This is a genomic window from Thalassospira sp. HJ, assembly GCF_000948415.1.
Lineage (GTDB): Bacteria > Pseudomonadota > Alphaproteobacteria > Rhodospirillales > Thalassospiraceae > Thalassospira.
Genome location: NZ_JYII01000012.1, coordinates 85,147 through 111,751, shown reverse-complemented (window position 1 = coordinate 111,751; position 26,605 = coordinate 85,147). Strand labels below are relative to the sequence as shown.

Annotated in this window: 28 protein-coding genes and 2 tRNA genes; 15 read left to right on the top strand and 15 right to left on the bottom strand. The window is 54.1% G+C overall.

Going from position 1 to position 26,605, the window contains the following annotated elements; genetic code table 11:
- Positions 1–50: 50 nt before the first annotated feature.
- The 3 genes from UF64_RS09330 to UF64_RS09320 form a co-directional block, all read right to left on the bottom strand.
- Complete coding sequence (locus UF64_RS09330; protein ID WP_044828924.1) at positions 51–575, bottom strand: PAS domain-containing protein; 525 nt, start codon at positions 573–575, stop codon at positions 51–53.
- 188 nt (positions 576–763) lie between these two features.
- Positions 764–1,570 (bottom strand): RlmE family RNA methyltransferase, encoded by an 807-nt coding sequence (locus UF64_RS09325; RefSeq protein WP_044828352.1) that lies wholly within the window; start codon positions 1,568–1,570, stop codon positions 764–766.
- A 60-nt stretch (positions 1,571–1,630) separates the two neighbouring features.
- The gene (locus tag UF64_RS09320; RefSeq protein WP_235285016.1) at positions 1,631–2,821 is read right to left on the bottom strand and encodes a Ppx/GppA phosphatase family protein; all 1,191 of its coding nucleotides are present in this window, start codon (positions 2,819–2,821) and stop codon (positions 1,631–1,633) included.
- Positions 2,822–3,066: 245 nt separating this feature from the next.
- On the opposite strand from UF64_RS09320, the gene UF64_RS09315 reads away from it, so the two are divergent.
- From UF64_RS09315 to UF64_RS09295, 5 genes are all read left to right on the top strand, one after another.
- Positions 3,067–3,140 (top strand) — tRNA-Gln (locus UF64_RS09315).
- 102 nt (positions 3,141–3,242) lie between these two features.
- Positions 3,243–3,503 carry a GIY-YIG nuclease family protein gene (locus tag UF64_RS09310; protein WP_200892662.1) on the top strand — a complete coding sequence of 87 codons (261 nt, stop codon included), beginning with the start codon at positions 3,243–3,245 and terminating at the stop codon, positions 3,501–3,503.
- Positions 3,504–3,505: 2 nt separating this feature from the next.
- Positions 3,506–4,060 carry a hypothetical protein gene (locus UF64_RS09305; protein ID WP_044828351.1) on the top strand — a complete coding sequence of 185 codons (555 nt, stop codon included), beginning with the start codon at positions 3,506–3,508 and terminating at the stop codon, positions 4,058–4,060.
- 116 nt (positions 4,061–4,176) lie between these two features.
- A tRNA-Gln gene (locus UF64_RS09300) sits at positions 4,177–4,250 on the top strand.
- 118 nt (positions 4,251–4,368) lie between these two features.
- Positions 4,369–4,761, top strand: a complete 393-nt coding sequence (locus UF64_RS09295) for a GFA family protein (RefSeq protein ID WP_044828350.1) — start codon at positions 4,369–4,371, stop codon at positions 4,759–4,761.
- Here UF64_RS09295 and UF64_RS09290 read toward each other — a convergent pair.
- From UF64_RS09290 to UF64_RS09270, 5 genes are all read right to left on the bottom strand, one after another.
- Positions 4,758–5,366, bottom strand: coding sequence for a 5-formyltetrahydrofolate cyclo-ligase (locus UF64_RS09290; protein ID WP_044828349.1), 609 nt, complete (start codon positions 5,364–5,366; stop codon positions 4,758–4,760). The genes UF64_RS09295 and UF64_RS09290 overlap by 4 nt on opposite strands.
- A 142-nt stretch (positions 5,367–5,508) precedes the next feature.
- On the bottom strand, positions 5,509–5,715 hold the full coding sequence (locus UF64_RS09285; protein ID WP_008892097.1) for a cold-shock protein: 207 nt from the start codon (positions 5,713–5,715) through the stop codon (positions 5,509–5,511).
- A gap of 200 nt (positions 5,716–5,915) precedes the next feature.
- A complete protein-coding gene (locus UF64_RS09280) occupies positions 5,916–6,587 on the bottom strand; it encodes a hypothetical protein (protein ID WP_044828348.1) in 672 nt (223 codons plus the stop codon).
- A 230-nt stretch (positions 6,588–6,817) separates the two neighbouring features.
- Complete coding sequence (locus UF64_RS09275) at positions 6,818–7,048, bottom strand: hypothetical protein (protein WP_044828347.1); 231 nt, start codon at positions 7,046–7,048, stop codon at positions 6,818–6,820.
- Positions 7,045–7,524 carry a hypothetical protein gene (locus UF64_RS09270; RefSeq protein ID WP_044828346.1) on the bottom strand — a complete coding sequence of 160 codons (480 nt, stop codon included), beginning with the start codon at positions 7,522–7,524 and terminating at the stop codon, positions 7,045–7,047. Before UF64_RS09270 ends, UF64_RS09275 begins: the two co-directional genes overlap by 4 nt.
- 355 nt (positions 7,525–7,879) lie before the next feature.
- On the opposite strand from UF64_RS09270, the gene UF64_RS09265 reads away from it, so the two are divergent.
- The gene (locus tag UF64_RS09265) at positions 7,880–8,905 is read left to right on the top strand and encodes a GGDEF domain-containing protein (protein WP_044828345.1); all 1,026 of its coding nucleotides are present in this window, start codon (positions 7,880–7,882) and stop codon (positions 8,903–8,905) included.
- 219 nt (positions 8,906–9,124) lie between these two features.
- Positions 9,125–10,159: a hypothetical protein gene (locus UF64_RS09260; RefSeq protein WP_044828344.1), complete on the top strand. Its 1,035-nt coding sequence runs from the start codon at positions 9,125–9,127 to the stop codon at positions 10,157–10,159.
- A 90-nt stretch (positions 10,160–10,249) separates the two neighbouring features.
- On the opposite strand, the gene UF64_RS09255 is transcribed toward UF64_RS09260, so the two are convergent.
- Positions 10,250–10,582 carry a hypothetical protein gene (locus UF64_RS09255; RefSeq protein ID WP_044828343.1) on the bottom strand — a complete coding sequence of 111 codons (333 nt, stop codon included), beginning with the start codon at positions 10,580–10,582 and terminating at the stop codon, positions 10,250–10,252.
- Between the two features lie 131 nt (positions 10,583–10,713).
- The gene (locus tag UF64_RS09250) at positions 10,714–11,337 is read right to left on the bottom strand and encodes a LysE family translocator (RefSeq protein ID WP_044828342.1); all 624 of its coding nucleotides are present in this window, start codon (positions 11,335–11,337) and stop codon (positions 10,714–10,716) included.
- Between the two features lie 634 nt (positions 11,338–11,971).
- Here UF64_RS09250 and UF64_RS09245 point away from each other — a divergent pair.
- From UF64_RS09245 to rodA, 7 genes are all read left to right on the top strand, one after another.
- A complete protein-coding gene (locus tag UF64_RS09245) occupies positions 11,972–13,522 on the top strand; it encodes a 2-isopropylmalate synthase (RefSeq protein ID WP_044828341.1) in 1,551 nt (516 codons plus the stop codon).
- 119 nt (positions 13,523–13,641) lie between these two features.
- The gene (locus UF64_RS09240; RefSeq protein WP_044828921.1) at positions 13,642–14,547 is read left to right on the top strand and encodes a dienelactone hydrolase family protein; all 906 of its coding nucleotides are present in this window, start codon (positions 13,642–13,644) and stop codon (positions 14,545–14,547) included.
- Between the two features lie 200 nt (positions 14,548–14,747).
- Complete coding sequence (locus tag UF64_RS09235) at positions 14,748–15,788, top strand: rod shape-determining protein (protein ID WP_008892088.1); 1,041 nt, start codon at positions 14,748–14,750, stop codon at positions 15,786–15,788.
- Between the two features lie 125 nt (positions 15,789–15,913).
- Entirely contained in the window at positions 15,914–16,879 is a 966-nt protein-coding gene (gene mreC, locus UF64_RS09230; protein ID WP_044828340.1) for a rod shape-determining protein MreC, read from the top strand.
- Positions 16,876–17,391, top strand: coding sequence for a rod shape-determining protein MreD (mreD, locus tag UF64_RS09225; RefSeq protein ID WP_044828339.1), 516 nt, complete (start codon positions 16,876–16,878; stop codon positions 17,389–17,391). The genes mreC and mreD overlap by 4 nt, the downstream gene beginning before the upstream one ends.
- Positions 17,392–17,556: 165 nt before the next feature.
- Positions 17,557–19,473, top strand: coding sequence for a penicillin-binding protein 2 (mrdA, locus tag UF64_RS09220; RefSeq protein ID WP_044828338.1), 1,917 nt, complete (start codon positions 17,557–17,559; stop codon positions 19,471–19,473).
- A gap of 3 nt (positions 19,474–19,476) precedes the next feature.
- Complete coding sequence (gene rodA / locus UF64_RS09215; protein WP_044828337.1) at positions 19,477–20,640, top strand: rod shape-determining protein RodA; 1,164 nt, start codon at positions 19,477–19,479, stop codon at positions 20,638–20,640.
- 38 nt (positions 20,641–20,678) lie between these two features.
- On the opposite strand, the gene UF64_RS09210 is transcribed toward rodA, so the two are convergent.
- The 5 genes from UF64_RS09210 to UF64_RS09190 all read right to left on the bottom strand — a co-directional run bounded on the left by UF64_RS09210 (position 20,679) and on the right by UF64_RS09190 (position 25,380).
- Positions 20,679–22,145 carry a GGDEF domain-containing protein gene (locus UF64_RS09210; protein ID WP_044828336.1) on the bottom strand — a complete coding sequence of 489 codons (1,467 nt, stop codon included), beginning with the start codon at positions 22,143–22,145 and terminating at the stop codon, positions 20,679–20,681.
- Between the two features lie 46 nt (positions 22,146–22,191).
- Positions 22,192–23,226, bottom strand: coding sequence for an ABC transporter substrate-binding protein (locus UF64_RS09205; protein ID WP_235285015.1), 1,035 nt, complete (start codon positions 23,224–23,226; stop codon positions 22,192–22,194).
- A 390-nt stretch (positions 23,227–23,616) separates the two neighbouring features.
- The gene (locus tag UF64_RS09200; RefSeq protein WP_044828335.1) at positions 23,617–23,805 is read right to left on the bottom strand and encodes a hypothetical protein; all 189 of its coding nucleotides are present in this window, start codon (positions 23,803–23,805) and stop codon (positions 23,617–23,619) included.
- 250 nt (positions 23,806–24,055) lie between these two features.
- Positions 24,056–24,397 (bottom strand): Hpt domain-containing protein, encoded by a 342-nt coding sequence (locus UF64_RS09195; protein WP_044828334.1) that lies wholly within the window; start codon positions 24,395–24,397, stop codon positions 24,056–24,058.
- A 77-nt stretch (positions 24,398–24,474) separates the two neighbouring features.
- Positions 24,475–25,380, bottom strand: coding sequence for a phytanoyl-CoA dioxygenase family protein (locus tag UF64_RS09190; RefSeq protein ID WP_235285014.1), 906 nt, complete (start codon positions 25,378–25,380; stop codon positions 24,475–24,477).
- Positions 25,381–25,507: 127 nt separating this feature from the next.
- On the opposite strand from UF64_RS09190, the gene cobD reads away from it, so the two are divergent.
- Positions 25,508–26,605: a threonine-phosphate decarboxylase CobD gene (gene cobD / locus UF64_RS09185; protein ID WP_044828333.1), complete on the top strand. Its 1,098-nt coding sequence runs from the start codon at positions 25,508–25,510 to the stop codon at positions 26,603–26,605.

Here is a 26,605-nt window from a genome sequence, read left to right as displayed (position 1 = left end):
CTTTTTCATTTCCGGAAATGCAGACCTTTGGACGCGCGCCAAACCAGCGCCTAAAGGCTAAAGACAAACTGGTCGTAATCCATGCCGGCATCATTAAGCAGGTCTGTGACCATCTTGATCCCGCGCGCCATGCCTTCCTTGCGATTGGCTTCTTTGGCTTCTTCCTCGCAAAGTGCCTTATAAAGCGGGATGACCTTTTCGACCGCATCACGGCGCGGCACACGGCGGTTGGAATGATATCCGATGATCTTGCCATCCGGGCCGAAAGTCGGCGTGACGTTGGCCAGAACCCAGTAATGGTCGCCATTGGCACTGCGGTTGATCACATAGGCAAAAATCTCGCGCCCGGCCTCGATGGTTTGCCACAGCAGGGCGAAAACACATCTGGGCATGTCGGGATGGCGGATGATGCTGTGAGGTTGGCCGAGGATATCGCGTTCCCGAAATCCGGCGACACGCAGGAACGTGTCATTGGCATATGTAATCCTGCCCTTGAGATCCGTCTTGGAGACAATGATCTCGTGCTCGTCAAAATGACGCTCCACACCTGTCAGGCTTAAGTTGTCCTGTTTCATCAGATAAATCCCACAAGCAATGGCCACCCCAAATGGCCCGTTCCACCCATTCTGCAAGGCCCCAACCTTGCCCCCTGATCTTTAAAGCCTGAAGCCCGATCCGGGTTTGATGTAACGCAACAATGCCTGAAGATTTATAACTATTCCAGCCTAGCCCTTTGTATGGACTGGGATAAAATTTCTAATGCCTATTCGACAGGCGACCAGCTGTCGTCTTCGCTAACCTCGGCATTCTTGATGTCGTCTTCGGCATTATTCTGCCCACGGAAGCCGGTGGCAATCAGATAGGCCTCGGGGCTTTCCGGGCGTGACGCTGGCGGTTTGGCGTGTTTGGTCACGCGGAAATTCTTCTTCACGCGATCAAGCAACTCGTTCTCGGTTCCGCCCTTGAACACCTTGGCAATGAAAATGCCGCCCGGTGCCAAAACTTCCTCGGCAAACAGCAGCGCATGTTCGACCAGATCGATAATGCGGATATGGTCAGTCTGACGATGGCCGGTGGTTTCCGGCGACATGTCAGAGATCACGGCATCGACCGGTCCCTGCAATTCGTGCTTGATCATGTCAGGCGCCTTGGGATCAAGGAAGTCGGCCTGCAAACAGGTAGCACCCGAAATGCCTTCCCATTCAAGGATATCAAGGCCGACAACCTGGCCCTTGCCATGTTTGGAGCCGACCATATCCACAGCCACCTGCGTCCAGCCGCCCGGTGCCGCACCAAGGTCAACAATGCGCATGCCGGGTTTAAGCAGATCAAACTGGTTGTTGATTTCAATCAGCTTGAAGGCCGCGCGGGAACGATAACCCAAGCGTTTGGCTTCCTGCACATAGGGATCATTGAGCTGCCGATCGAGCCAGCGCGTGGAGGAAAGCTTGCGCCCCTTGGCACTTTTCACCCGCGTGCGCAGGCCACGGCGTGCGCCGGTATCAATGGCTGCAATGGCCGAACCCTTGCGGCGGCGCTGCCCGCCTTTTCCGCTGCGATTGTCGCTCATGATCTATCCTGAACTGAATTCTGTTTTGGTCAAACCTGTCGGGACACAAACGTCAACCGATCAGGAGGAAGCCGGAATATGGGACACTGTATGACGGCGCGCGTCGCACGGGTCAATAGCGTGGCCGTCTGCACGCATCAAATCGACAAGAATGCCTTCACGCAAACCACGGTCGGCAACCTTAAGCGTCGCGAGCGGCCAGATATCGCGAATCGCGGCAAAGATCGCAGCACCCGCGTCCATCAGCTCGGCCCGCTGATTACCGATGCAGGGATGCCCCTTGCGCTTATCCGACCCCATGCGCAGCAACAATTCGGTGACGCGTTCCGCATCATCAAAGCGCAGGTCAGACCCATCAACCTTGTGACGTTCATAGCGTTCAAGGCCAAGGGCGATGCCGCAGAATGTAGTGACGGTTCCCGATGTACCAACCATCTGGACCTTGTCATCATCAAGCATGTCCGAGCAGCAATTACGCTTGGCGAATTCTTCAAGGCGCTCACGGATTTCGGTGCGCATGGCCTCAAACCGTTCGCGGCGTTCCTCAACCGTGGCATAGCGTTCGGTCAGGCACAGAACACCACATGGCATCGAAAGCGTTTCAATGCACTGGGTCTTGCCAGTTTTATCGACCTTGATCCAGCAAATCTCGGTACTGCCGCCGCCAATATCAAACACCACCGCGTAGGGACGTTCATCGAGAAGTGCCGAACAGGCCTGAAGGGCAAGGCGGCTTTCTTCATCCGGGTTGATGATATCAAGTGAGATAACGGTTTCATCAAACACGCGACGCACGAATTCTTCGCGGTTATCGGCACTGCGGCAGGCCTCTGTCGCAACCGCGCGCAGCTTTGCGCCGGGATGGCGGCGCAGTTTCTTGGCACAGACACGCAGCGCATCAATCGCGCGATCCATCGCTGCTTCACACAGATAGCCCTTTTCGCGAACACCTTCGCCAAGGCGCACGACGCGTGAAAAGGCATCAATCACCTTGAAACCATCATTGCAGGGACGGGCGACCAGAAGTCGGCAGTTCGAACTGCCAAGATCAATCGCGGCATAAATCGGTGCTGTGATGCAATCGACAATGCGCGAAGACTGTCCGCCACTGTCAGGGGCGTGCACGGCAGTGCCCGGTTTCGGCATAGCCGGTTTGTCGGGACCATCAAGCACGGCATGCCCGCCCATTGCAGCGCCGCCTGCCGGGCTGCTGGCCCTGTGCGAGTTGCTATGGGGGGAAACGTGCTTCACCTTTCGAAAACCTGCCTTATGTTACGCGCTCATATTCCTTGTCGCTGATCATCAAGACATTTATGTGACGATCTTGCGAATCAACTATATGAGTGTAACGACAATCCCCCGCAAGGCAAATCCCGTATGCGGTAATCGCATGGTTGAACAGATGGAAACAAAAAAGGGGTTGCCAAAACCGGGCGGGTTTTATACATAGCGGCCCACACCGCGACGCAAATCGCGCCCGGTGGACCAAGTTTTGTTGGGGAATAGGTTAACGGTAGACCTACGGACTCTGACTCCGTCAGTCCTGGTTCGAATCCAGGTTCCCCAGCCAGCCTTCGCCTACTAAAGTAGGCTACGGCTTGGCTAGCCAAGTAGTCGCCCCACATTCATGAATGGCGAAGGCTGACACGCCGAAGCTATGCGGAGGCGGTCCATGAAAGACATGCAATATGTCTATATTCTTCAGAGCCTTAAATTCCCAGAAAAGTACTATATAGGTTGCACCCACGATGTGGAAGCGCGCCTGAAACGCCATAACGATGAACCCAACAGTTCAGGCTCCAGACACACCGCGAACTATGGGCCTTGGAAAATTGTAAACGTCTTTGGCTTTGAAGATGCCGATAAGGCTTTTGCTTTTGAAAGATACCTCAAAACTGGCTCGGGCAGAGCTTTCTGCAAGAGGCATTTTTAGGGATGAACGAATTGCAGAGAGAATTCGAAGCTTTCCGGCCTGAGTGCATATGGCTCAAGCAATGCCATTATACCTTTCAACAATTATTTGAAAGCGGCCAAGAAACTGCTCAGCTGTTACACAACAGTGCTCCTTTGTTTTTCCGTGACCTCAACAACATTCTGATTGAGTACATTTTTCTCCAAGTTTGCAAAATAACCGACCCGGCAAAGACGGGAAAAAGAAGTAACCTCACCTTGGATTTTATAAACCTTGAGCTTGAGAAAAATCGTTTATTCAATCAGGAGCTAAAAGAGTATTCCGACGAAATCATGAGATACAGATCTCTTGTTCAAACTGCTCGCAACCGCCTGGTATCTCATTTGGATACGGATAGTGTTTTGGCCGGAGAGAGCTTAGGCCGTCACACGTCAGAAGATGTCGTTTCCTTCTTTGAATGCTTGCAGAACTATTGCGACACAGTCGGATGGCTAATCGGAGTTGGCCCTCTGGATTTCAGTCACCCGGGATCTTCCGGTGATGTGCTCGATCTGATATCGAAACTTAAATCAAATTAACAAAGCTGCTGGTACTGGTGGTGATTTGAAGCCTCCCGCAACAGCTTGACAAGTACATTCTGATCCATTAGGTAACTGCTCCGCAGCGCCGAACACCGGCGTACGCAAAGTCCTGCTGGGGAATAGGTTAACGGTAGACCTACGGACTCTGACTCCGTCAGTCCTGGTTCGAATCCAGGTTCCCCAGCCACTTTGCCATCCCCCTCTCCCTCACAAATCGCCACATCGCATGTCAGACAGCAGCATAATTGCCGCCTGTCCCGCTTCGTTTTAGAGTGCCTGATTATCTAAGTTGATTGGGGATTGAGATGAAAACCGCGACCGGTGGCTGCTTGTGCGGCAAGATCCGCTTCGAAACAAAGGGCGAACCCTATCGGGTTGGGCTGTGCCATTGCCTTGATTGCCGCAAGCATCACGGCGCGCTGTTTCATGCCTCTGCGGTTTTTCAAAACAGCGCTGTCACGGTTGCAGGGGAAACACGCGATTATCAGGGGCGGCATTTTTGCCCGGACTGCGGATCATCGGTGTTTTCCTGCAGCGACGATGAGACCGAGGTTCATCTGGGTGCGTTTGATGCCCCCGATCAGTTCATCCCGACCTATGAGCTTTGGACAATCCGGCGTGAAGCATGGCTGCCGGAACTTCCGCTGAAACATCACTATGAACGGGATCGCACATCCAATCGCCGGAATGAGGATTAAGCGATCTTTGTCATCCCCTGATCGGTGATCAGGACATCGACTGGCACATCATATTGGTGCGGCAGGATATCTTTAAGTCGGGTGGCCTCAAACCCAATGCCGATCACAAGCGGCTTCGGCTCACACGCAGCCAATGTCCGGTCAAAGAACCCGCCGCCATACCCCAGTCGATAGCCCTGCCCGTCAAACCCGACCAGGGGGGCGAGCAGAATATCAACCGCGACCAACTCCGTTCCCGTGGGTTCCGGGATACGAGCAAAGCCTGGCACCATTTCGGTATCGGGTGTCCATGCATGAAAGACCATCGGTTGATCCTTGCCCGGCACGACTGGCAACGCTGCACCGCCCCCGGATGCGATATGTGCTTCGATCACCGGACGAACATCAATCTCGTTCTGGATTGGCCAGTAAAAACCGACCGTCGCCTTGGGGTGATCAGCCAGAAAGCGCGTGAAGTGATCGCGGATCTTGCCCGATAGATGATGATGGGTTGCGGCATCAAGGCCGGCGCGCCAACCAAGAAGCGCGCGTCTGACGGCATGGCGCCATTCCGACTGGCTGTTTGCATCGCAATTAACGGGTGCGGCAGGAAGATCAAGGATCATGAATACCCGGGGATTTTGTTGGTTTTAAGTAAGGTCACGCAATGAGGCTACACCAACAAGACGGCCCCTGAAACGCATAACGCGCCGGAAATCCGGCGCGTTAACGGTTGTCAGCAAAGAAAGCTGCAAGCCAGATAGAAATTTAGAGAATGGCGAGTTCTTCTGCCGACATGCGGCCATTGCGACCTTCAATCAGCTCAAACTGAATTTTCTGCCCTTCATCAAGTCCCTGCAGACCAGCACGCTGAACAGCGGTGATGTGCACGAATGCATCTTTACCGCCCTCGTCCGGGGTGATGAAGCCATAACCCTTGGTCGCATTGAACCACTTAACCGTTCCGGTAGCCATATCCGTAGTCGTCCTTAGTTTAGTATGCGCATTTCCAAAGTCAGAAATGCTTGAAAACAGTCCCTGCAAAACACCGCAAATGTGCAAAGCCACCATCAACCAGAAAGCAACCACACACATGAAAGATGCACTGCATCGTTTCAATCATTACCGAATTTTTGGCTTAGTGCAATGGATTCATGCATTAAGTTCTTTTTTCACTACCACGCATAATGAACCATATGATGTCCATCACCGCGCTGCAAATGCCCGGAACCCGACACACCCATAGATAAATCAAACCCGGAAATGAATTCCCGCAAGGGTTCTGTATCACGACAAATCAACGACAGATCGACGACAATCACCGGCGGCAGATCGGCCTCAACCACGTCGTTTCGGCCAAACATGCGGATATTGGTGCTATCACCGATGATCCCGGTCAGAAGATCCACCGCCTGCTCAAGGCTGCTGAGGTCATGCCAGACGACCTGTCCGCGCAACAACAGGTCGGGCCGGGGCAAGTTGGCAAGAATTCCAATATCGACCTGGGGTAAAGCCCGAATATCGGTTCCGGCCCGTTGGAAGACCTTGAGCTCAAACCGCACCTTGCTTTTTGACGCAATGGAATCGCCAAACTTTTGTGGATGCGAAGCCAGAATGCAGTCGGTCAATTCACCATCCATCGCCTCGCCAAAGCGATTGTAGGGAAACACCTCAAACGCAACCGGACGTGTCTGCGCAGCAAGTCGGGTGATGAACTTTCTTTGATCCGGTTGGGCGTACTGAGTCCATTTTGCGTCAAAGACGATATTGCTCGCCACGCGGACAGAATCACTTGCCAATGCCTGGGACGGACCAAACCCGGCCCCGAGAAGACAGACGGCAAGCAAAACAACCCGCCTTGGTATTTGACTGATTTTCCTGAACACTTGAACGCCCTGATTTTGGTTATTTGGGCGACCGAAGTGACCAAAACTGCCCCACACCGATCTGCCATTAATAGGCATATGGGATTACTTGGCGGGAATACCAGATAGTTTGCATAAACGCGGTTATCGGCCATACACGGTGTTGCTTGCCGTGCTGTGAATAGCCGCACTCAATAAACGTCACAGAATGCCTAGTGGACATAAACCTTCGGGGTCAGCTGACCAGGCCGGCTGTCATCGTTGCGCAGGTGGTGAATACGCTGATCAAAGGCCGTGACGAATTCGCGATTGAGCTGTGTGTCATGGCACTGCAGGGTCAAATCAACCACATGAACCGGTGGAAACGGTGCGGTTTGCAGTTCCAGATCATTGTCGAACAACCCGCCATGGGCAATGAACACATCAATGCGTCCGATTTTCACCAGATCCGCCCCCTGATTGATTGTGCGCAACCCGACCCATTCGACCGGCTGCTCAAACGGCAGCGGGAACTTTGGCAAGGTTGCCAGATAACCACAGAAACGATATTGCGGTTAAACAGGTTTTCGCCGCGACGGCCATAGATCACCATTTCAAACCGGATGTCATAGTTGGAATGAATGGCACCGGGGATCGGCCTTAGCGATTCGCCGACGATACAATCGAATTCGCCACTGTCATATAGCCCCATCAGCCGATCAAACGGCACGCCATCATTCCAGATCATGTTGGGAGCTGATATCAGGGCGTCGTAGAAACTGCGCTGGTTGGAATCAAGTGTGGAAAGCCATTTGGGCGTGACAACGGCAACATTCCCGACCGAAACCCGGTCATAGGGTGACACCAATGTATTTTGGCTGTCATCAGCCCGCGCATTGGTTGCGATCACGACAAACAACAGTGCAACAGGCAGCAGCAATCGTAACGTCCTGTCTATCAGATACGAAACCACCATTTCGTTGCCCCCCCTGTTGCCCTTTGCAAACTTTCGATCGGCGCCCTTTCGGAGTTTTCAGAAGCCCCTCAATAACTTCTTGTTCTCAGACACTTATGACCCCACATATTCAAAATGACTGATTTTGTCATTTTGTACGAGGTAGATTTGCGTGACAAAGCCCTATGCTTTAGACGATGATAGTATAAAGCATATGAAAAACGTATAATTTGCACCTAAGCGTGCACGAGCAACCTAAAGCATCGGTTAACAACGGTGCGGGTCGTAAATGGGACACCGTCAACTGAATGGGTATGGAATTCGGATCGGATAACAGGCAGTGACAGCGACAACCAAGATCGCGAACCCGCGCGACATTGCTCATAACGTTATGGCGCTCATTAACGAGCTTAACCTGCAGCCGACGCCACAGGTTTATCATGTATTTTACAGCTATCTTACGGATGAAGTTCCGGAACTCAGCCAGCTGATCAAAGTCCTGATCCGCAATACGCAGGATCTCGACGAAGAAACAGTCTTTCGGATTTACCACAAATACCTTGGCACCCATGCGATGCAGCAGCACCTTAAACAAGGTGTTGAGGGGCTTCAGTCCGCGGTCGAGCGGGTCGAACAGGCCGTTACATCGGTGATGCGCGATACCGACACTTTTTGTGGCGAGATTGATGTGGCATCCCAGCAACTGCTTGCTGAAGACATCACCTTGCAGGAAGCACGTTCGGTCAGCCGAGACCTTTCGGAAAAATCGACCAAGGCGCGCGATACCTATAGCTCGTTTAATGGCAGTCTCGAGGAATATCACAAGGAAGTCCTGCGGGTCCGTACAGAGCTTGAGCTTGTACGTCGTGATGCCTTGACCGATACACTGACCGGGATTGCCAACCGCAAGAACTTTGACACGTCATTGCGTGATGCGGTGACGACAACAATGGAATCCGGTGCGCCATTGTCGCTTTTGATGATCGACATTGATCACTTCAAGGATTTCAACGACAATTTCGGTCATCGCGCAGGCGACGGGGTTCTAAAGGCTGTCGCCCGTGTATTGGTCAGTTCGACCAAGGGTGCTGATACCGTTGCCAGATATGGTGGCGAGGAGTTCGCGATCATTCTGCCCGACACGTCAGCCGAGAACGCGGAGAAACTGGCAAACAAGCTGCGACAAAACGTTTCCAACCAACATATTGTCAACAAGAAAACCGGCAAGGATTTCGGCAAGTTAACCGTTTCTATTGGCTTGACGGCCTACCAACTTGGAGAGAATATACTGGAGTTTGTGGACCGCGCAGACAAAGCCCTTTACATCGCAAAGCAGAATGGGCGAAACACCTGCATCGCAGAGTAAAGATGGCACCCGCGGAACTCAATAAAACAGGGCATGACTGAATATATCTCTGAAAACAGAGAGATCGACGATAAAAACAAGACCAAAAACCACCCAAGACACCGAGCTAACACACGTGTCCGAATAGGCCGAAAAGAACAGAACCGATGACCTAACAATCGGGCCTGTCATGTACAACATAGTTATGTGGTGCAGTGGCTTTGCAGGGCGGAGAAGCAGATGAAGACACCGAACAGCGAACGTAAAATCGAGCTAGAACACAAGATTTTCAAAACGTTCGAGGAATGCCACTTTCAGAAGTCTGATATCTCAGACGAAGCTCTTTTTGTCCTGAAAATGGCAGAAGGATCGGTCGTGTCTTTGCCGCTCAAAGCGATTTGCCGTGAATTCGATATTGACCCGGAATCCAAGGATGGCGATCTGATCGGCCTGATCGACAAGGCGCTGAACTTCGTCAACGTGCTGCGCCCGGGCGACGACTTGCCGCGCGAAGTTTTGACCGGCGAAGCATCCTGGGCCGTTGATGAAGACCACAAGGCGATCGCCTATAACCGTATTACCATGCAATTGGTGACCTGGATGTCGGGGAGCGAGGAGCTCATTACCGACCCGGACGAACTGATGCAAATCGCCGAAGATCCGAACACCAAGAAAAAGATCAACCAGGCCTTTGACGAAGTTGCCGAGAAGCTTGGTTTTGGTAAGGAAAACCGTGAAGAAGTCGTCAATCTCGTGCATCAGGTTGCTGATGAGCTGTCCTATATCGAGACGCTGCGCGTGAAATACCGCAAGATCCTGATGGTGGATCGCAAGATGCAGGAACTGCGGCGCATCTATGCCCATGAAAAAGGCGTTCTTGAAACCGTTACGCAAGCCATTCGCCTGCTGGATGACGCCAAGAAGAAGTTCGAAAACACGTTTGATGAACTGGATGCAAACACTGGCGAGATCATGTCGGTTCTGCGTAACTTCACATCCCAGCGCCAGTATATCAGAAGCCAGCGTGATGACCTTTATAAACGCTTGCGCGCCTGGCAGCCGCTGATTGAACAGTGGGAAGAACTGGAACTGGAACGCGGCCCCAAGGCCGTCAATCTGGTCAAGCAGACCTATCAGTTCCTTGCCCCACGCTTCATGAAGGTCAAGGAGTGGTTGCTGATGACCAAAGTGCAGGATGGCGTTTCCGAGCAGCACAGCTTCAAAAACGAAGACGAACGCATGGGCAAGCTCAAAGGCAAGATGATGCAGTGGTAACCCCTGCCCGGCCGTTCTCGGAAAAGACAAAAGGCGCGCTGATCAGCGCGCCTTTTTACATTTGCGATCTATGACCGCACCCAACGGATCTTAGCGGGCCTGTTCACCGGTCATGGTGATCTTGAGCGCCACGTGATCATCAAGCAACGCAATTGATTTGGACGCATTCGCCGGAACCGGAACCTTGCGATCAATGCAATAGGCAATCATCGCGGCCGCCAGTTCAGCCCCCGCGGTCGGCACGATGGCCTGCTGACCATCATCGGATGTGACTGTCATGCGTGCGATGACTTCCGGCTTACGGTCGATCTGAAAGCTGCTGATTTGGCCTGCCGGCAGTGTCTTACCGGTCCGTCGACCATGGGCCAAAATAGCCTTGATCAGTTCGCCGTCTTCAAAAACGATGCAGCGTATTTCACGCATGGTCGAAAGCCCTCAAACAGTTGTTTGATTACATATTGTTATAATGAAACGACAAAACAAACACCAATTGCCGAAATCACATTAGACATAGGACTGAAAGCGATGTCGGAAGGAAGTTCGGAAGGACGGTATTAGCTGCTTGCCAGCCAGATACCAACCCCGATCATCAGCGTACCCGCAACCCGGTTTAGGATGCGCACATTACCACTTTTCTCAAGGAATTTGCGCAGGGATCGGCCACCAGTCGCATAGAGCGTCATGCAAATCAGCTCAGTCACCAGAATGATGGCAACCAGCACGGATAGCTGCGGCGCAATGGCATGCTGCAGACTGATGAATGGTGGCAGCAGTGAAATCATGAAGGCCCAGCCCTTCGGGTTGGCAATCGCCGTAATAAAGCCCTGGGCCGCCAATCCACCGGCTGTGGCTGTCTTGGCACTTTCGACCTCGGCCGTGATCGCCATGCGGCCACGCGAACGCCACAGCTGAATGCCAAGCCACGCAAGGTACGCCCCGCCGATATATTTGAAGACGGCGAAGACAGCCGGGTACTGCAGCATCACCGCAGCCACACCAAGTGCCGAGGCAACGACGACGATGCCGACACCGATCAACTCACCTACCATCATCCAGAGTGTGCGTTTAAGGCCGATTGTCATGCCAAGGGTCAGCGCAAGTGTCATGCACATGCCCGGCGTAATAGAGACAAAAAAGGCCGTGGGGATAAAGGCCCCGATCAACGACAAACTCAGCATAATGGTTCCTGTGGCTTGGATGGCGCCCGACCCTGACCGTCATCGTTGGGGGCATGACATCGTCAGGGCGGAAATCACTACCTGATTAGTCAAATTCCGACCAGCATCTTTTTGGAATGGCCGTAATGACATTCCTGTTATCTTGCCTGCCACGCCTTAAAACCAAGACCGTAGGCCGGGGAAATGACGAAGCAGACCAACGCGCGAAACACAGAGTCGCTAAATTCCACTCAAAAAACCGACCAAAAGGTACAAAAATTACTTGACCTAAAGAGGCCCGCCGACGAAATTGGGGGCGTCGCCAGCAAAGACTGGCATCCTAAGCCAATTGATGAAGACCGATGACCGCAGACATTTGCAACATTGATGCATATGCCGACCGTGCCGAAGCCTCCGCTTCGCGCGCTTTCGTGCTGTCTGCCCTCAACCTACTTTCCGGTCTCCTTGGTCTAGCAGAGCTAGGCGCGCTACGACTTACTCGCCCCTGAGCGAACCATGCCGGTCTGGATCACACGCAAAACATGTCGATCCATTAACCGCAGCTCAGGGGAAAAAGTCGCGCCAGACGGCCCGCACTCCTTCCAGACAGAACTTACATACCGGGCACAGACCCGAATGATCAGGAAACAAGACAATGGCTAGTGCAAACGACAATCGCGTCATCATTTTCGACACCACCTTGCGTGATGGGGAACAGTCCCCGGGTGCTTCGATGACGCTCGATGAAAAGCTGCGCGTGGCGCAGGCACTGGCGGAACTGAAGGTTGATGTCATCGAAGCGGGCTTTGCCATTGCATCGAACGGCGACTTCCAGTCCGTCAATGAAATCGCAAAACAGATTAAAGGCCCGACCATCTGCTCGCTGGCGCGCGCGGCCAAAGGTGACATCGAACGTGCCGCCGAGGCACTGGAACCCGCCGAAAACAAGCGCATTCACACCTTCATTTCCACAAGCCCGCTGCATATGAAATACAAATTGCAGATGGAGCCGGAACGCGTTCTGGAAAAGGTGATCGAAAGCGTGACCCTGGCGCGCAACTTCACCGATGATGTCGAATGGTCGGCAGAAGACGGCTCACGTACCGAGCACGACTTCCTGTGCCGCTGTGTCGAAGCCGCAATTGATGCCGGTGCCACCACGATCAACATCCCGGACACGGTTGGCTACACGACCCCGACCGAATATGCCGATCTGATGACCATGCTGTTTAACCGTGTGCCGAACATCGACAAGGCAATCCTGTCGGTTCACTGCCACAACGATCTGGGGATGGCCGTTGCCAACTCGATCTCGGCAGTTAACGCCGGTGCACGTCAGATCGAATGCACGATCAACGGTTTGGGTGAGCGTGCCGGTAACGCCGCACTCGAAGAAATCGTTATGGCGATCAACACCCGTAACGATGCCTTCCCGTTCACCAATGGCATCGACAGCACCAAGATCATGAACGCCTCGCGTCTGGTTTCGGCTGTTTCTGGCTTTGTCGTCCAGCCGAACAAGGCAATTGTTGGCGCCAATGCATTCGCCCATGAAAGCGGCATTCACCAGGATGGTTTCCTGAAGAATTCCGAAACCTATGAAATCATGAAGCCGGAATCGATTGGCCTGAACAAATCGAGCCTGGTGATGGGCAAGCATTCTGGTCGTCACGCGTTCAAGGAAAAGCTCAAGGAATTGGGCTTTGCCGAATTGGGTGACAACGCGATCGAAGACGCGTTTGCACGCTTCAAGGACCTGGCTGACAAGAAAAAAGAAGTCTATGACGACGATATCGTCGCACTGGTCGATGACGGCATGCGCGACAACGAACATATCAAGTTTGTCGGCCTGACCGTAACTTGTGGCTCCAAAGGCCCGCAGACGGCGGAACTGGAATTGACCGTGGATGGTGAAACCCGCTCGGCCAAAACCACCGGTGACGGCCCGATTGATGCGACCTTTAACGCGATCAAGGAAATCTATCCGCATGACTGGCGCCTGAAGCTCTATCAGGTGCATGCCGTGACCGAGGGCACCGACGCCCAGGGCACCGTCACGGTCAAGCTCGACGGCGAAGATCGCACGGTTGTTGGCAATGCATCTGATACTGACACGGTTGTTGCATCCTGCCTTGCTTATGTGACGGCGGTGAACAAGCTGATTGAGAAAAGCAAGAAAACTGCACCGGATGCCATGGCTTCTTGAGCAACTTCTTAGCAAACACCAGACGAAGAAAAGGGTGGCAGATTTGCCGCCCTTTTTTGTTCGAATGGCTGTTTGACGGGCAATGCGATAGGGTTGAGCACCCGCGAAAGGAGTTGCTCATGGCCCAGCCACGCAAACCTCTACGTGCCCTTCGACATTTTCTGATACCCCTTATTGCCGCGTATATAACCGTCGCGGCAACCGCAATAGTTTTGCTTGCACCGGCATCTGCGCAGTCAGAGCCGACCGGCCAATCTTTCACAATCCCATCCCTGCCCTACCCGGTTAGCGGATTAAGGCAAAGATTGATCGCCGAGGGAAAGTCACCCCCTAACGTCGATGAAAGTCTTCAGACCGGCATTCCCGCTCTCTATTTTGAACCAAACGCAGACGCCGGAGTATTCAAGGCGCCCTACCCGGCCATCGTTGCCTTGCCTGACTGCGACAACCACTTTCCTGCGCAGTGGATTACAATCCTGCACGAAGCCGGTTACGCCATCTTGCTGATTTCACCGCCAAAAGCACATCCGGCGCAGGACTATTGTGGCGGCGGCAAACTTCAAGCACCGAAGCACGGCTTATCCTATTGGGCGTTCGACGCCATAAGCGCACTTCATTTCCTGACCGAACAAACATCCGTCGATGGGCAAAACATTGCTGTCTTCGGATATGGGTACGGTGCAGGTGCCGCCCAGCTTGCGATTTACCGCGATGGTCACGCCAAACATTACAAACATCGTTTCAAAGCACTTGTTGGCTTGCGCCCACAATGCATGTCGGAGATGGACAATTTTGCACCCAGCATGCTGGTTGGCATCGAAAAGGATCCTTTCAACCCGCCAGCATGGTGTCACTGGCGGCTTGACCGGGACCTGCGTCCTGGCCGTACACCAGTCGAGTTCAAGACCATCGAAAGCGCGCAACCTTTGGAAAACCAAACGACTCGCACCCAACTGAGTGTTGAGACAAACGCCTCGACAGTTGACCTGATCATCGATTTTCTATCGGAAGCGTTATCAGGGTGAGAAGACGCTGCAATTTGAATTTATCTGCCAAGACCATAATCCTGATCATGTTTTTGATGCCTTATTTCAGGAAAATTGCGCGCCTTAATTATTCCTCAATCCCCTGAGCAGATTATTCGTGCATCGGCTTATTCCTTGCGCTATCAAAGCCGGTACATTCGAATTCAAGATTTTACTATTAACCGGGGCATAGGGCAGGAATGTTTTCCAAGCTTCTTGGGGTTTTATCCTCCGACATGGCGGTGGATTTGGGCACCGCAAACACACTGGTTTACGTCAAGGGACGTGGCATCGTCCTGAACGAACCTTCCGTGGTGGCCATTACCGACGAAAAAGGCAAGAAACAGGTCCTTGCCGTTGGTGAAGAAGCCAAACAAATGCTCGGTCGTACCCCGGGGTACATTCAGGCGATCCGCCCGCTGCGTGACGGCGTTATTGCGGAATTCCACATCGCCGAAGAAATGATCAAGCACTTCATCCGCAAGGTTCACAACCGCCGCAACTTCGCGAGCCCGGAAGTGATCATCTGCGTACCGTCCGGTTCGACCGCTGTTGAACGCCGCGCCATTCAGGAAAGTGCTGAAAGTGCTGGTGCTCGCAAGGTCTGGCTGATCGACGAACCGATGGCTGCTGCAATCGGTGCCGGCCTTCCGGTGACCGAGCCGACCGGCTCCATGGTTGTTGATATCGGCGGCGGCACTACCGAGGTTGCCGTCCTGTCGCTGGGCGGTATCGTCTATGCACGTTCGGTTCGCGTTGGTGGTGACAAGATGGACGAAGCGATCATCGCGTATATCCGTCGCACCCATAACCTTCTGGTTGGTGAAAGCACCGCGGAACGCATCAAGAAAGAAATCGGCTCGGCCTGCGCCCCGGATGACGGTGATGGCGCAACGGTTGAAATTCGTGGCCGTGACCTGATGAATGGTGTTCCGAAAGAACTTCTGATTTCTGAACGCCAGATCGCAGAAAGCCTTGCAGAACCGGTATCGGCTATCATCGAGGCGGTGAAAGTCGCCCTTGAACAGACCCCGCCGGAACTGGCTGCTGACATCGTTGACAAGGGCATTGTCCTGACCGGCGGCGGCGCGATGCTTGGTAACCTTGATTATGTCCTGCGTCATGCGACCGGCCTTCCGGTTTCGATCGCAGACGATCCTCTTTCCTGTGTTGCACTGGGTACCGGTCGCGCACTCGAAGAGAAGAAAATGCTGCGTAACGTTCTGCACACAGCATACTAAACAAGGTCGGCTTGAATTTTTATCACCGGGTCGTATCCTTACTGGACGCGACTCGGTGATTTCGTTATGGTTGAATATCCCACACGGGATGAAGAACAACCTTTTGGGAATTCGCGGGGAATACATTGGCACAGCATGGTGGTCCGCAGCAGCGTATCTTTTCGCCGTTACGCACGGCCCTTCACCGCTTCGCTTTCATACTGCTGATTTTTTCGGCCTTTGGCCTGATGCTTCTGGGCAAGGCCGATACCGTTCTGATCGAACGCATTCGTGCGGCGTCGGCCGATCTCGTATCCCCGGTCATGAATATCGTTTCCCGCCCTGCGGCCAGCATCAATGAGCTGACCGACAAGATTTACAACCTCGCCCATCTTTACGAAGAGAACGAGCGCCTGCGCCGTGAAAACCAGCATCTGCTGGCCTGGCAGCAAGCTGCGCGCAATCTGTCGCATGAAAACGCCCGCCTGCGCGATCTAGCTGGGTACACCTCCCCGCCTGCACTGCATTTGGTGACGTCGCGCGTGATTGCAGATATGGGCGGCGCCTATGCCCACAGTGTGATGATTTCGGCGGGATCACGTGATGGTGTTTCCAAGGGTCAGGCTGTGATTTCCGATGAAGGGCTGGTTGGCCGCGTTGCCGAGGCTGGCTATCAGGCGTCGCGTGTTCTGCTGATCACTGACATCAACTCGCGCGTACCGGTCGTGGTTGAAAACTCACGCGACCGTGCATTCCTGTCGGGTGATAACACCAACCGTCCGCTCCTGACCTTCCTGACGGCGGACGCCGCTGTCGCCCCGGGCGATCGCATTCTGACATCCGGTCATGGCGGTGCCTTCCCGCCGGGTATTCCGATCGGGGTCGTGTCATCGGTTTCGGAAAATGCGGTTCGGGTTGCGCCGATGTTCCGCCGCCATCAGCTTGAATATCTGCGCGTTGCCGATTACGACCTGCACGGTATTCTCAGCAACGAGCGCATCCAGCAAAGCCAATCGGCGAATAATGAAAACACCGTCGACGTGTCACCAGACATTCCTGACGGTGTCGGCATTGTTCCCGCCACACCGGATCCGGCAGGGGAAGCCCAGTGAAACCCGGCGTCTGGCAACGACTGGACATTATTGCGCGTGGCCTTTTTCCTGCCTTCAGTGTTTTTGTCCTTCTGCTGATAAACCTTCTGCCGATTAGCGTGCCGCTTTTATCAACGGCATCACCCGCACTGGCCCTGATGGCCGTGTTTTACTGGTCGGTGAACCGTCCGGACCTTCTGACCGGGGTTACCGCCTTTCTGCTTGGGCTTTTGCAGGACCTTTTGATGGGTTTGCCGCTTGGTGTCAGTTCGCTTGTTCTGTTGCTGGTCCAGACCGGGTCGGCAAGCCAGGGGCGTTTTTTCCATAACAAGCCGTTCAGCGTGATGTGGTGGGGCTTTGCCCTTGTTGCGATCCCGGCCCTTCTTGTTCAATGGCTTTTGAGCTCCGCCCTGATTGGCGCACTTTTGCCCATCAAGGCAACCCTGATCAGCTATGTTCTGACCGCTGTGTTGTTCCCGACAGTCGCCTGGGTTCTGGCTCGTGCGCAGAACAGCCTGCTACGTTATGTGTAAGGCCACTTGCGCTGGCGGAAAACTGCGCGATATTGATGTTTTGGCAACGGCTATTGGCTATGCTGGGACAAGGCGGTTTTAATCCCCTAGCAATCGGGATAAAACGGGCTCGAATTTGAACACCCTGCCTTCGGGCCAGCGACGAAATACAGGTATCCATCGCCCATGTGGCATCGTGACTCAGACCGGTTCAGACTATTTACCCGACGCGCCCTGATGCTTGGCGCGGGCAAGGGTGTTTTGCTGACGGGTCTTGCGGCACGCATGTATTACCTGCAGGTGCTTGAAAGCGACCGCTATCAGACACTGGCCGATGAAAACCGTATTTCCCACCGCCTGTTACCGCCGCCGCGCGGACTGGTCACCGACAGGTTTGGCGCGCCGCTTGCGGTAAACCGGCAGAACTATCACATCATGATCGTGCGCGAACAAACACCAGATGTTCGCCGCACATTGGAAATCCTTGATCAAATCATCGAACTTGGCCCCGACACCATTGAACGGGTCGAACGTGATGTTGAACGCAGACGTTCGTTCGTTCCGGTCACGGTACGCGACAACCTGACATGGGATGAAGTTGCCCGCGTTGGGGTGAATGCGCCGGACCTTCCCGGCCTGATCATTGATGCCGGCCGGTCGCGCGACTATCCCGAAGGCCCGCACCTTGCCCATACGCTGGGTTATGTAGCAGCGGTGTCGGAAAAGGAACTGACGGGCGACCCGCTTCTGGAGCTGCCGGGCTTTACCATTGGCAAAAGCGGCGTTGAAAAGGTATATGACCTTGCCCTGCGTGGCACGGCAGGCACCAGTCAGGTGGAAGTCAACGCGCTAGGTCGTGTTATTCGCGAACTTGAACGCGAAGAAGGTGACAGCGGCAACACGGTTGTCATGACCCTTGATCTTGAATTGCAGCGCTTTGCCAACCAGCGACTGTCGGATCAGGAAAGTGCCTCTGCCGTTGTTATGGACATCCATAATGGTGAGGTACTCGCCCTTTCGTCGCACCCGACCTATGACCCGAATGCCTTTACCAACGGCATTTCGCACAGGCTTTGGAACAGTCTGGTCAACAACCCCTATGCGCCGCTATCGAACAAGGCGGTCAACGGTACCTATGCGCCGGGATCGACCTTCAAGATGTGTGTCGCCCTTGCCGGGTTGGAAGCAGGGATCATTACCCCCAACCAGCGTTTCTTCTGCAACGGTCATCTTGATCTTGGCAATGCACGCTTCCACTGCTGGAAACGTGGCGGTCATGGCTGGATGAACATGCATGATTCCATCAAGCATTCCTGCGACGTCTATTATTACGAAATCTCGCAAAAAATCGGCATCGACCGGATTGCCGCCATGGCGCACAAACTGGGTCTTGGTGAAGATACCGGCATTGACCTGCCCAATGAGCGTAGCGGCCTGATCCCGACCAAGGACTGGAAGGAAGTCCAGCTTGGCAAACGCTGGCAGGGTGGTGAAACGCTGATTGCCTCTATCGGACAGGGATACGTGCTGGCAACCCCGTTGCAGCTTTGCACCATGACCGCGCGCCTGGCATCGGGCAAGGCTGTACGCCCGCACCTGACGCGCGACAATGTCACGCCCGAAGGTGTCACCAGCCGCGAAGCCGAAGAATTCCCCGAACTTCAGGTCAGTCGCGCCAACCTTGCGCGCGTGCGCGACGCCATGAACGGGGTGACCAACGAATTGCGTGGTACGGGTCATCGTGCACGCATTGACATCAAGGGCATGGAAATGGCCGGCAAAAGTGGCACCAGTCAGGTCCGCCGTATCACCATGCGTGAACGTCAGACGACCGGTGTGCTTGATAACGATGAATTGCCGTGGAAGTACCGCGACCACGCCTTGTTTGTCGCCTTTGCGCCGGTAGATAATCCGCGCTATGCCTGCGCTGTGGTGGTGGAACACGGTGGTGGGGGCTCAAGCGTTGCCGGACCGATTGTCCGCGACCTTTTGCAAAAGGCCCAGGAGCTTCAATCCGCACGTCAGGGCATCTCGGCTGCTGACCTTCCAAACAGTGCGAACCTGCGCCGCAACCCGGCCCAAACCAATCAGGACGAGGGCTAAGCCATGGCATCAGGTAAATTTCGTATTGGTGAAGATCCCGATTACGTGCCGATTGGCCGCCGGTTGCTGTTGCTGAACTGGACGCTGGTGCTGTTGATTGCCGCCCTGTCGGGGATCGGCTTTGCCATGCTCTATTCCGCGGCCAACGGTTCACTGCAACCATGGGCGGAACGCCAGATGATGCGTTTTGCCGTGGGTGCGGCACTTATGATCGTTATTGCGGTCACCGACATACGCATATGGCTGAGGCTTGCCTATTTCTCATACTTCGTAGCACTGGTGCTGCTGATCGGGGTGGAGATCAAGGGCGATATCGGCATGGGCGCACAGCGCTGGATTAACCTCGGTTTCTTCCAGTTACAGCCGTCTGAATTGATGAAAATCTCGCTGGTGCTGGCCCTTGCCCGCTATTTCCATGGCCTGACGCCAGAGGATGTCGGACGTATCCCGCTTTTGATCCCGCCCATTCTGATGGTTCTCGCCCCGTCCGCACTTGTGTTGCGCCAGCCTGACCTTGGCACCACCCTGCTTCTGATTGCCGGTGGTGGCGTTATTTTCTGGCTGGCTGGCGTGCGCATTTGGAAGTTTGCGCTTGTTCTGGGCAGTGCACTTGCCGCGATCCCGATTGGCTGGCAATTCCTGCGCGAATATCAAAAGAACCGCGTGCTGACCTTCCTCAACCCGGAAAATGATCCGCTGGGGGCTGGCTATCACATCACCCAGTCCAAGATCGCGCTGGGGTCTGGCGGATTGTTTGGCAAGGGCTTCATGCTGGGCTCACAAAGCCATTTGAACTTCCTGCCCGAAAAGCAGACCGACTTTATCTTTACCATGCTGGGCGAAGAATTTGGTCTGGTGGGCGGCATGGCATTGCTGGGACTTTATGCGCTGGTGATCACCTATGGCTATGTCATTGCGCTGCGCTGCCAGAACCAGTTCGGGCGCCTGGTCGCGATTGGTGTGACCTCGACCTTCTTCCTTTATGTCTTTATCAACATTGCGATGGTGATGGGCCTGATCCCGGTGGTCGGCGTGCCGCTGCCGCTGGTATCCTATGGCGGGACGGTGATGATGACCATTCTGGTCAGCTTCGGCCTGTTGATGAGCGTCTCAATCCACCGCGACATCCGGATTTCCCGACAGGGCAATGACGACGGGCGAAACTGACCCCTCCCCCGCGATCCTTTGTCCGCAAAGGATATAGGTCAGACGTCGAAGGGAAAGACTTCCTTGAATTCGGAAAGTGACTTGAAATCGGCCAATCGGCATCGATTGCGGCCTTCTTCCTTGGCCTTGTAAAGCGCCTGATCGGCAAGCGAATAGAGAATGCCCGAGATATCGGCACGCTCCGCTTTGCGTAAGGCATCAAACTGTTTGGCGACTTCCGGCTCCAATGCGGCCATCCCACCAGAGGACGGCAAACCGGACACACCGAAGCTCGACGTGAAATTCAGTTTGCTGCCGCCAAAATCGACGCTGCTCTTCTCAAGTTCCTTACGCAGACGTTCGGCTAAGATCATGGCACCTTCGAGTTCCTCACCAGGAAGAAGAACAGCAAACTCTTCTCCGCCCATGCGCGCCGGAAGGTCGATTGCGCGCAAAGCCTTTGTCAGCATCTTGGCCAGCGCGACCAGCACAGCATCCCCCGCCTGATGTCCATAGGTATCGTTCAAGGCCTTGAACCGGTCGATATCAAGCAGGATGACGGATACAGGCGTATCACGTCGACGCCAGATCGAAATGGCTTCATCCAGACGCGCAAGATAGGCACGCCTGTTCGGCAATTCGGTCAATGGATCGGTGGACGCAAGCACTTCGAGCTTGCTCATTGCCTCGTTAAGTTCGCGGGTGCGTTGTTCTACGCGTTCTTCCAAGGTGATGTTCGCGTGCTGCAACTCGTCACGGGCTTTACGCAGTTCGCCCACTTGCCTGCGGATCATGCCGAATAGTCCGATTGTCACCGAACCAAGCAATTGTACTTCGTCGTCATACCGATGGTGAGGCGGCATATCGAGCGGACGCTTGTCATCTGTGGGGTCGGCCTTAACCATATAGTTTCCCAACTCGACGATCGGTCGCGAAAAAATGAAGTAACTTGTCGCTGCAAAGCAAATAGCCGTCAAAATCGCCAGACACATCGTCGCAAGAAATGTCCAGGACAAGCGCGAAATATATGCATCGACATAGACCTGAGGATTTAAGTCGACGATCATTTCACCAATGGTCACGACTGGTTTGCGGTCGGGATCACGTACGGGCACTGCAATGGTCTGGTGACCACCGAACATCTTTTCCGACCAGAGCGAATTCGGTATTTCATCGGCCGGCCGTTCTAATTCATAGAATATGCCGTCTTCGGCGGTGTTGAGGCTTACCCGCGCGATGGAGCGATTATTAAGCATCCCGCGCGCCATAACTTCGGCGAGATCTTCGTCATGCTCGACCAAAACTTGCGTTGCGACAGGTACACTTGATGAGATGATGCGCTGATTGCCCTGACGATACACGCCATCAAGCCAGTGGTAATCCTGATACCCCCGGACTACGACAATCAAAAGCCCCAGCCCCACGGCAAGCAAAAGCGTATATTTCAACTGCCGAGCTGCAATGGTACTGCCCAGCTTCAGGCTGGCAAGCACGTTGTCATGCTTTTCTGATGGCTTTCCTGCCAAACACTGTTACCCCGGTTTATGTTCCAGCTCCCCAGAACACCTTGCTTTACTCGGACTGCGCGACGCCGCCGCGCAACCCAAAGTTATATTCCGTTCCTGATGGCGAATTGGCAATACTGAACTGATGAAAGTCCAGACTATTCCAATTCCTGCTGCCCAGAATATCAACGAAATAAGAGATGTTCTCGCGTGTAATCGCTTCCATCCTGAATGTGATTTCGGGATGTTTGGACAGGAATTCAACACCTTGGATGTAATCATGGAGCAATACCATTACCCAGGCACCAGCAAAGAAGTGCCCGCCGTGGGTCATGGTCATCTTGCCATCCGCGACCTTGCGCAAGCCATCAGGTGACCAGTTCAAGCCGCCTACAAACACATCCTTCCCAGGCTCACGCCCGGCCTTTTCAAGGGCCGCAATGGCCCCCAGTGCTATATCATCATTTGCTGCCCAGATGGCATCGACACACCCATCGCGATCCAACCAGTTTTCTGTCTGCCGATAAGCTTCATCATAGGACCAGTTCGCGACAAGGCGACGTTGTTCACGAAGCAATGAAAAACGGCTTAGGGCGTGATCAAGACCGTCCAAACGCTGCAAGGACGCCGGCGTATTGCGGTCACCCGCGATCGACAGAAGGCAAAGTGGTCCCGGCTGCTGATTGTCGACTTCAAGGCGTGCACCATCAATCAGGGACTTGGCGATGTCATATCCGGCCCGCTCATTATCAGGGGTTAGCGACAGGATCCAGTTCTTGATATCCTTGCCGGGATACCCGTAATTTTCTTTCTGCTCGTCGGTCAGATCATTGAGCAACATGATCACGGGAATACCGCGCTCTTCGGCTTCCAGAACGATGCGCGTGCCTTGCTGATGCTCGTTAACAGCAATGATGTAATCGGGCGCAGGTTCAAGGGCGAAGACATTCTGCGCACTTTCGATCATCATTTTGCTGTCGCGGTTGCTATCAAAAACCAGCAGATCATAGCCAAACTGATCGGCTGCGGCCTGCATGGTATCGCGCACGTCTTTCCAGAACCCTCGGTCACCATAACCGGGATTGATAAAGGCGACACGCACGGGTGAACCGCTAGGATTCAGCTCTATCGTATGGGCGTTTGCTTGATATGCCGGATTGACCAGCACCAGCAGCAGGGCGAAAAGAAAAAGCACGGCGTGGGGCTTCAAACCAGTTTCCTGTTTTTTGTTCTTGTGACTGCTCACCGCAGCAAACAGTCAGATCAGCCAATCGGGCGGATCTTGATTTACAACCATTCTACAAAACCGCCAAAGCCGGGGCATTTCAAGCGCGACGTTAGTCGCGTAGCACCCGATGCGGTTCCCCGCTCATTAGATCAGATCACCACGATTGGCGAGTTTCAATATACCACTGTATACGAATTCAGCAGCAGGAATGAAACCGGTACTTCACAACATCAAGATAAAATAACAGGCCTGTCACGCACTGCCCTAGTGCGCGCGTTTCAGGGCATCCACCAATTCCTCGTTGGACATCTTTGCCCGGTCCTTGATCCCCTTCTGCGCGGCCAGATGATAAAGGTCATCACGACGCCACTTATCATAGGTCAGCGCCCCGTTCAGACGACGTGCAGAAGTTTCCTGATCGGAATTTCCAGAGAGTTTCTTATAGCTCGCCACTCTTGCCTCCTTTTTTGGACGGTCATAAGCAGTCTCGGCACTGTATTTGGTTCAGTGTTGTGTGCTGATAAATTGGAGCACTTCCATATTTCATGTAGTGGGATTTGACGCGTTTTCTATTCCCCAAAGCCATTTTTTGCCGACTTCAAGCCTAACGATTTGAGCTGCAATCAAAAAATCTGACGCAAAAGGGCAGACCTGACAGGTCCGCCCTTTTAGTATTTTCGCACTGACCATGACGGGATGGTAGTTATCTGGCGGCAAGGGATGCCTGCATGGCAGCAACCGTATCGCTGACCAGCAGATCAAGCATTGCGATCTGCGCCAAAAGCGGATCACCAAAATCACCGTCAAAGCTTTCAAGGGCGAGTGCTGCCTCGGCAAGTTGGCCTGCGGCCATGTTTCTGGCCATGCCCTTGATCGCATGGGCAGATCGATGAATGGCCCCAGCATCCTTACTGCCAGCAGCCTCCATCAGGCGCACGCGTTCTTCCTCGTAAGAAGCCGGAAGCAAATTCACCAACATCAATACCTGTTCTGCACCAAGAGCTTGGCACAGTTCGTCAAACCGGGCGGTCTCAATCAATTCCATCTGCACACCTTGTTTCGTGCTGTTGATGCCAGTATCCCATCAGCCATCATCTTTCTCAACCACGACCAATGACGGTGTCAGGACGGCACCTGTTTCATATGGCCCTTGGCTGCACATGCGTCCACAACCGCGCGGGCCCATTCCAGCGTATCTGCATCCATCGATTGCATATGACGATATTTGTCAAACTGAATGGCGATCAAGGCCAGGCGCTTCAAAAATGCCGGTGGATGATCAAGCCGCAACGATTCATCAGCAAGCGGATCAAAGGCGGCATTCTGAAATTCAAGCGACAGGCTGATCCGTGGTTCTTCGGCATGCGGGCTTGCGTGTCCACCCCAATGATAAAGATCCTGACGCCATCCCATCACGGCACCGGGTTTGGCCGGAAGGGCGCGGATATCCTGCAAATGGACCTCGCCCGGCTCTGTCACGGGTACCGGGTATCGCTTTTCAAAATTGCGCGGCAAAACATGCATGCAGCCATTGTCCGGTGTCGCATCGCTGAGCGGCACCCAAAGCGAAAGGCTGATCAGCATATCATCGCCAATCGCACTTTCACCCTGATAATCACGATGTGGCGGCCAGCCGCTGCCATCGGCGCGCGGGTCGACATGCCATGCCCAGAAATGCGGCAAAAGCGCGATCCGATCACCAAGAAAATGCGTCAGAAGCGGGCGCAAACGGCGAAACACATCCCACGCTTCGTCATAAAGATATATCAGCGACGGCGACAGACCATTGGCTACAAGTGTCTCGATCCCGGTGCGCAGCTTCGCCAGCTCGTTGATCGGCAAGACATCACGGATCAGAAAATACCCCTCATCCCAGAACCGGTCCGAAAGCGCGCCACCGTCAAAACCACCGCGATGCGCACCAATTTCGGCAATATCAGCACGCGGCATAACATCGTTCGAAATCGAAAGCTGCGGATTAAGCTTCTGCCAGACCTCTATGTCGGTGGCATTTTGGGGTGTGATCATGGGAAAATGTCCGGTATTGAGGATGGCCGGACGATACGCAGCACATCCGGCAATGGCAAGCGCGGAAAATCGATCAATCCGCGCAGTGCCCAATTACAAACGCATTCAAATCAGGTTTGCTTAAGCCATGACAAAAAGCCTTATCCCGTCACAGGAACAATCACCAATCAATCACGGTGGTGCGGTTGATCGGGCGGCAAACCGATACGGCATTCCTGCGCAGGACTGGCTGGACTTATCGACCGGCATCAACCCGATCGCCTATCCGGTCCCAAAGATCGACAGCACCTATTGGCAACGCCTGCCCCTGACCTCAGAGCTTGAGGATTTAAAAGCCGCAGCGAAGCAATATTACGGCCTGCCAACGACCGCGCATCTGGTGGCAGCCCCCGGCACGCAGGCCCTGATCCAGACGATCCCATTCTGGCTCAAAGGCCGATCAGGTGGGCAGGCAGTACCTGTACATGTGATGGGCCCGACATATGGCGAGCATGAACGCTGCTGGCGCCGTGCGGGGTATGCCTGCGACATCCATCAAACGGACCCCGCAGACCGGATCGCGCACGCATCAAGCATTTTGTGGGCAGCAACATCTGGGACCGTTGTCATTCTGGTCAATCCCAACAACCCGGATGGCGCATTGTTTGCCCCATCTGACATTGTCGTACTTGGCAAGCTGGCCCACGCCCGAAACTGCTGGCTCGTGGTGGATGAGGCCTTTATGGATTGCCAACCCGACCAGTCGGTATGTTCCGAGATTGATCAGATGCCAAGCACCATCATTCTGCGCTCCTTCGGCAAGTTCTTTGGCTTGGCCGGCGCACGACTGGGCTGTGCGGTGATGGCAGTTGATCTTGCCGCAGACCTTGAAAACCGCATTGGTCCGTGGGCGATCCCCGGCCCCACCCTTGTGGTCGGCATCAAGGCCCTACTGGATCAAGACTGGCAAGAAGACGCCCGTGCGCGCCTCAGTTCAGATGCAGAACGCCTTGATCGATTAATCTCGGAAAGCAGCCAACTCTTTCTGACTGGCGGCACCAGCCTGTTTCGTTACTACGAAGGATCTGAATGTGCCGCAGTTGCCGATCACTTAGGCAAGCAGGGCATTTTGGTGCGGCTGTTTGATCATGATGCGAACAAGGTCCGCTTTGGCCTGCCCGGCTATGAACGCGATTGGGATCGTCTTGAAAAGGCAATGATCGACTGGAAACAGGCAGGTCGATAA